This window comes from Pedobacter sp. (assembly GCF_035566355.1).
In the GTDB taxonomy this organism is placed as follows: Bacteria; Bacteroidota; Bacteroidia; order Sphingobacteriales; family Sphingobacteriaceae; genus Pedobacter.
In genome coordinates this window covers 1-5,281 of record NZ_DATMRL010000652.1, presented here as the reverse complement: position 1 = coordinate 5,281, position 5,281 = coordinate 1, and the positions used below count along the sequence as shown (strand labels likewise).

The window sequence follows — 5,281 nt, the reverse complement described above, 5'->3', positions numbered from 1 at the left end:
TTGTTTATAAATTCTCCCGCAGGCCTTAATTTTAAATTGGGCTCAAATAAACTTACCCTGTCGTGTTTACAGCCAAACAGCAGCAATGCAACAATAAGGAAAGCCATATGCACTGAAAATTTCTGCTCAGTACCCGTATATTTTTGTTGATATAATTTCATCAGTTATAGTTTATGGTTTAGGCCGTTTATATTTAATAGGAAGGCGGCGCATACTTGCGCTGTATGGTGGTTAAAAACACTCTCCCATTCACAATTTCCAGGGTATTTACTGTACCAAAGGTTTTTGGATTGTACTTTCCGGAATGTACATTGACCAGCAAATTAGGCAGTATAGCAGCTCCGCCATAATCGGCATAAGGCCTGACCTGTCCGTTTTCATAACAGCTGATGGCTGCAAAATTCCCCTGTGCATCATGGTAAATTTCATTGACCAGGTAATCCTGCAGTGTGCTGCCGGGCGGAACAAGGTGGAACTTCTGCCATATTTTATTGGAAATGGTGTCTTTTGAAGGCCCGGGAAAAACTGGAAAACTAAAATAAGTATTCACCTTACCGGACTCCGTATCCCGGCGAACAGTACCCATAAAAGCTTTATCGTGTCCTTTTACGACTTTATCGTACCAATATCCCTCTCCGGCACCATAGTCTACCAGCGAATAATAGACGTTCATCACGTCTTTAATACCAAAATTCAGTATACCCATCTTTTCATCAATGTCTTTAAAACCCGCATTAGCCTCCCAAAAACCTTTGGCGCTCATATTGTAGATATTCACATACACCAGCGAATCTGCCAATGGTATTTTATGAAACTGTTCCTGCCTCAGGATCATCCCATTCAGGTGGGTATTAAAATCTTTTTGTAACAGGTGCAGTGTATATACTTCTCCCTGTTCCATATTCAATACGGTATCAACCAATACCTTCTTTCTTAAATGAGCCGGCAATTGTAAAAACGGAACTTCGCTTTTTGGCCGGTAAACAAACATGAACCTTTTCTTTCCAGAGGGAATTTGCGCCCAGCTGCTCAGGTCGAAACCATTGAGAATAGGCCCTACCAATACATTTTCTTTCCCGGGGTATTCCGGATTAAATACAGAAGTACTGTTGCCAATATGTGAAGGATACGGCGGTGCGTAATAATCCCTTTGGTCCAGGAAATCACCTATGACTTCAGCACCCGTCACCACGCCATCAGCACCAACTTTTGGATCGATGAGCATCGTAAAAATGGGCAATTGATCGTTCTTGTTTTCTGCCGTGATTTTATAGTTAAAATTATTAAATACCCTTAAATAAGCAGGTGAGTCTATCTTCGTGTATTCAATTTTGCTGCAGGCGCTTAGAGAAAACAGTAAAACAATCACATAATTTATTTTCAAATTCTTCATCTTACTTGATCTATTGGTTGTGTTTAATGAAAATCATTTTCGCTTTAAATTCCGCGGGGACCTGGTTGCCTGTTCTTCCGATCAGGGCAACACTGTATACTCCAGGCTCATGGGCAGGGAGCTTTTTAGAGGCCGAGGTATACAATTCCTTCCTTGCAATAAAATTATCGTTGGTCAGGACTTTAATATCATCGGCCCATATTCCAGGCGTAACCTGCGGTGTGGAGCGATACGCAAGGATCTCGTACGACTTGATTTTCCAATCTCCCCAGGTATACGGAAAATAAGCAGGCAATTCGCCCGGTTTAAGGTTATACACTGCAGGGTTATCTTTTGCCCCACCTATAACCTGTCCGTTATTGGTTGTGATGGTGAGGTAAGGTAAATCCGGACAAAAGTTAAAAAAGCGCTTGCTAAATGGCAGAGTATAATGCTGATAACCAAATGATCCATCATCTTCCGAATTCCCCATATGCAGATCACCGCTCAGGTCATTGCTGCTCACCGATATCCTGCCTGTTCCATCGGCCGCCGGGTAAAGCCAAAAGGTATAATTCATTCTTGCATCCAGGCTTTGCTCTAGCTGCGCCAATACCTTGCCGCCGGCGTCTACCGCCTCAACCTGATATTTTCCGTTCTCTTTAATTTGGTACTTGCTGTATTCGCCGTATTTTATGTTATTCTCCACAGAAACTCCGTTTAAGCGGAAACTCACCGTTTGTCCGGGCAGCGCATTTACCCCTTGTACCCTTGTATACGACATATTTACCGGAGGTTCTTTGTCTTCTATAATTTTAAACAGATTCTGATATTTGGTATCCGTATACCCCAGCTCATTGATGATAAATTCGCAGGGCAACGGGGTTACGATAATGGTATAAACCCCACCTGGCTGATAGGTCTGTATAGGTGCATATACAACATTGGAAGGATCAAATATGCTGCGCGGAAGAGAAGAACTCGGCGGGTCAAGTATCCGGTAAACGTTATTACCGGTAGCACCCGAAATTTCCCGGCCCAGGTGCGAAAGCACCTTAAACTGATACGTTCCATAAGGGACTTCTACATACTCGGAAACCTTTTTTGCAGGATCCACATTACTGGTTGCATCACTTACCGGCAGTCCGTTTGCATAAGTCAGTGTAACATCTCCGTAATGCTCTTCAAACGGACCATTAAAATTAGACCTCTGCCCCAGTAAATAGGTCAGGTTGATGACCCTGATCTTAAAATAACCCGGTTTAGATACTGTTTCATCGCGCTCAGCGGCAAAATATTTGCCTTTACCTCCTAATACCGGTTCCGGGACTACATAATAATCCATATTCCTGTTCTTTTCCAAAGCAATGGAAAAATTGGTTTTCTCGTAAGGAAGCCTGTTGGTGCCCAGGATTTGAAGCTCCAGGTCCAGACTGTTGTCCGACCGGAAAAGCGACTTCGGCACCCGCCAGATATAGCCTACTTTACCATCAAAATTTTCTCCGCTCCACCAGCTGTTACCAAAACGGCCGTCTTCGGGAAAATATTTAGTGCCCGGGAACTTATAATGGTTTTTCTTATATAAAGGGTCGGTGGGCTCCAGCGGGGCAACAAAATTGGTTAAGCTGTCGCCATTGGCAATCACCTGGTCATAGCCATATAAATCGATGATCCTGGTATGCGACAATTCTCCGGTTACCCGCTCTACAGCAGAATCTCTCTGAAAATCTGCTTTATCTTTTTTACAGGACAAAATCAGTAGTAAAGAAAATAAGGTGAGCAGGCAAAGCCATCTTCTATCGGGCTGATTTTCTATCTTCAGACTTACTTTTTCAAACATGTTTAAAATAATTTATAGGTAAAACCAAGCATCACTTCCATTCCTCTTTTAAAACTCCGGTTGAGGTATTCATTACCATACCAGGTACCACCTGTGCCTGGGTTGGCATAAACAGTCTGGATGTTCGGGTTTAAGATGTTCTTCGCATAACCCTTAAAAACTACCCGTTTGGCCAGTTTCTGACTGAACACAAAATCCAGCATTGGCACCGGGCGGCTGTACAGGTCGGGTTCGCCCGTTAAATTGATCTGGACCAGCCTTTCCCCAACCATATTGAAAGAAGTGGTCAGGTCGGTCCCGGTTTTTTTATTGGTATAATTTAGCCAGGCATTGATAGAATAAGGCGCCTGTTCAAACAAGGGACTGTTTTTAGGGGTATGCCTGTCCAATGATTTATTGGCATTGTAACGTGCCGCAGATTTGGTAATGATACTTTGCGCCAGCATCAGATTGGAGCCGATAGAGAAATTATCCAGCGGGTCCCAGGTCCTGCCCAGGTCTTTGACCACCTCCATTTCTATCCCCCAGACCTTACCCGTGTTCTCATCATTTTGATACTGGATGGTCGGGAATTCAGGATAAGTTGCCGAAAGTCCGTCTGTTTTTAAATTAAATACCCGCACCAGCTGGTGGTCAATCTGTTTTCCAAATACCGAAAAAGCCAGTACTTCACCCGAGGCAGGAAAATATTCCCACCGGAAATCCAGGTTTTTGGTATGCTGGTTCACGAGTTTTGGGTTTCCGATCACCAGCCCCATTTGAAAAGCATCAAATTCAAATACGTTGGTAATTTCCCGCAGTTCCGGCCTGGCGAGGGTCGTGTTAAACGCAAAGCGAAAATTCATATTCTCATGCAGGGAATAGGTTAGGTTTGCGGAGTAGTACGGTTGATAGTTCACATTGTGAACAGAGTTTGGTTCCACCAGGATCAAAGGGATCTTGGACCCGTCGGCAGTCCGCTTGGATAAAGCCGGATCCAGGAATACATTAGACGTATCTACTACAGACCCAATGCTGGTCATTTCAAAACGGACACCACCGGCAAAGCGGATCCTTTTGGAGAGCTTTAGATCCAGCATGCCATAGATGGCATTGGTTTCATAGTAACCTTTATAGTTGTTTGGCGATTTCTGGCTATTGTACAAAAATCCGCCAACCGGCATCATGCCTTCCCCCTGACCAGGTTTTGGTGCACGGATACCAACCACTTCATTGCTCACCAGACGGTTTAAATCGCCTTCCACATCATAAATTGGGCTTGCACCATAACCTGTAAAATTCGATCCAGGCAGCATCAGATGGTTTTCTGTAAAACTTCTTTCCCTGTACAGGTAATTTACACCAGTTTTAAACTCTTGCTTTTGACCCAGTAAACGGAAAGGGGCACTTAAATCTGCCTTATAATTGTAGTTCTTTTCATTCAATTTACGCCATCTTCGCCCATTAGGCTCGGCCTGGATAATCCCGTAAGCGCCAAATCCGTTTACATAACCGGAAGTGAGGGCGTATAAATGCTTGGTATACGTAGCTCCTCCAACATCGCCTGGTTCCCCGATCTTGGGCTTATTATACCAGCCACCACCTGTTGGTGTATAAGTAGCGAGGGTAATAAAACGGTAATCGGGTTCGTTCTGGCTGGACCGTGATGATGCCATATTGTAACTTAACCGGGGTGAATACGGCCCTTTAAGGATCTTATGCTCTCCCTGAAAATTAAAGATATTCAAGGTGCGGTAAGACTGTTTGATGGAATAAATATCGCTGGTTACATCCCCTGGTAATCCTGAATATTGATATCCGCCATACAAATTCGTGGCCGTACTTTCACCACCCCAGCTGCCCATGTACTGGGCACTGATCTCATGCCTGTTGTTAAACCGGTATGCCAGTCCGGCAAGTACCCCATAGTTTAAAACTTCTACGCCTGTATTTTCCTTATAGGTCTGATATTTCCCCATATACAAGCCATTCGGCGTTACATAATTGGGGATATTCCTGAAACTATATACATCTTTATTCCCGGTGGTTACCCCCTGATAAATACTGTACTGGGTTAAATCACCCCCATA

Annotated in this window: 2 protein-coding genes and 1 pseudogene; all 3 read right to left on the bottom strand. The window is 43.9% G+C overall.

Translation table 11 applies throughout. The annotated features are described in order from the left end of the window. Window positions 1–193 precede the first annotated feature (193 nt). The gene (locus tag VNZ46_RS25670; RefSeq protein ID WP_325563934.1) at window positions 194–1,393 is read right to left on the bottom strand and encodes a hypothetical protein; all 1,200 of its coding nucleotides are present in this window, start codon (window positions 1,391–1,393) and stop codon (window positions 194–196) included. A gap of 10 nt (window positions 1,394–1,403) precedes the next feature. After that, window positions 1,404–3,212, bottom strand: a complete 1,809-nt coding sequence (locus tag VNZ46_RS25665) for a hypothetical protein (protein ID WP_325563932.1) — start codon at window positions 3,210–3,212, stop codon at window positions 1,404–1,406. 2 nt (window positions 3,213–3,214) lie between these two features. Then, window positions 3,215–5,281 (bottom strand): annotated as a pseudogene (locus VNZ46_RS25660) (hypothetical protein); the annotation flags it as partial.

Bases quoted from the DNA above. Each gene is read 5' to 3' on its own strand.
- VNZ46_RS25670 (WP_325563934.1), bottom strand. From the start codon at position 1,393: ATGAAGAATTTGAAAATAAATTATGTGATTGTTTTACTGTTTTCTCTA.
- VNZ46_RS25665 (WP_325563932.1), bottom strand. From the start codon at position 3,212: ATGTTTGAAAAAGTAAGTCTGAAGATAGAAAATCAGCCCGATAGAAGA.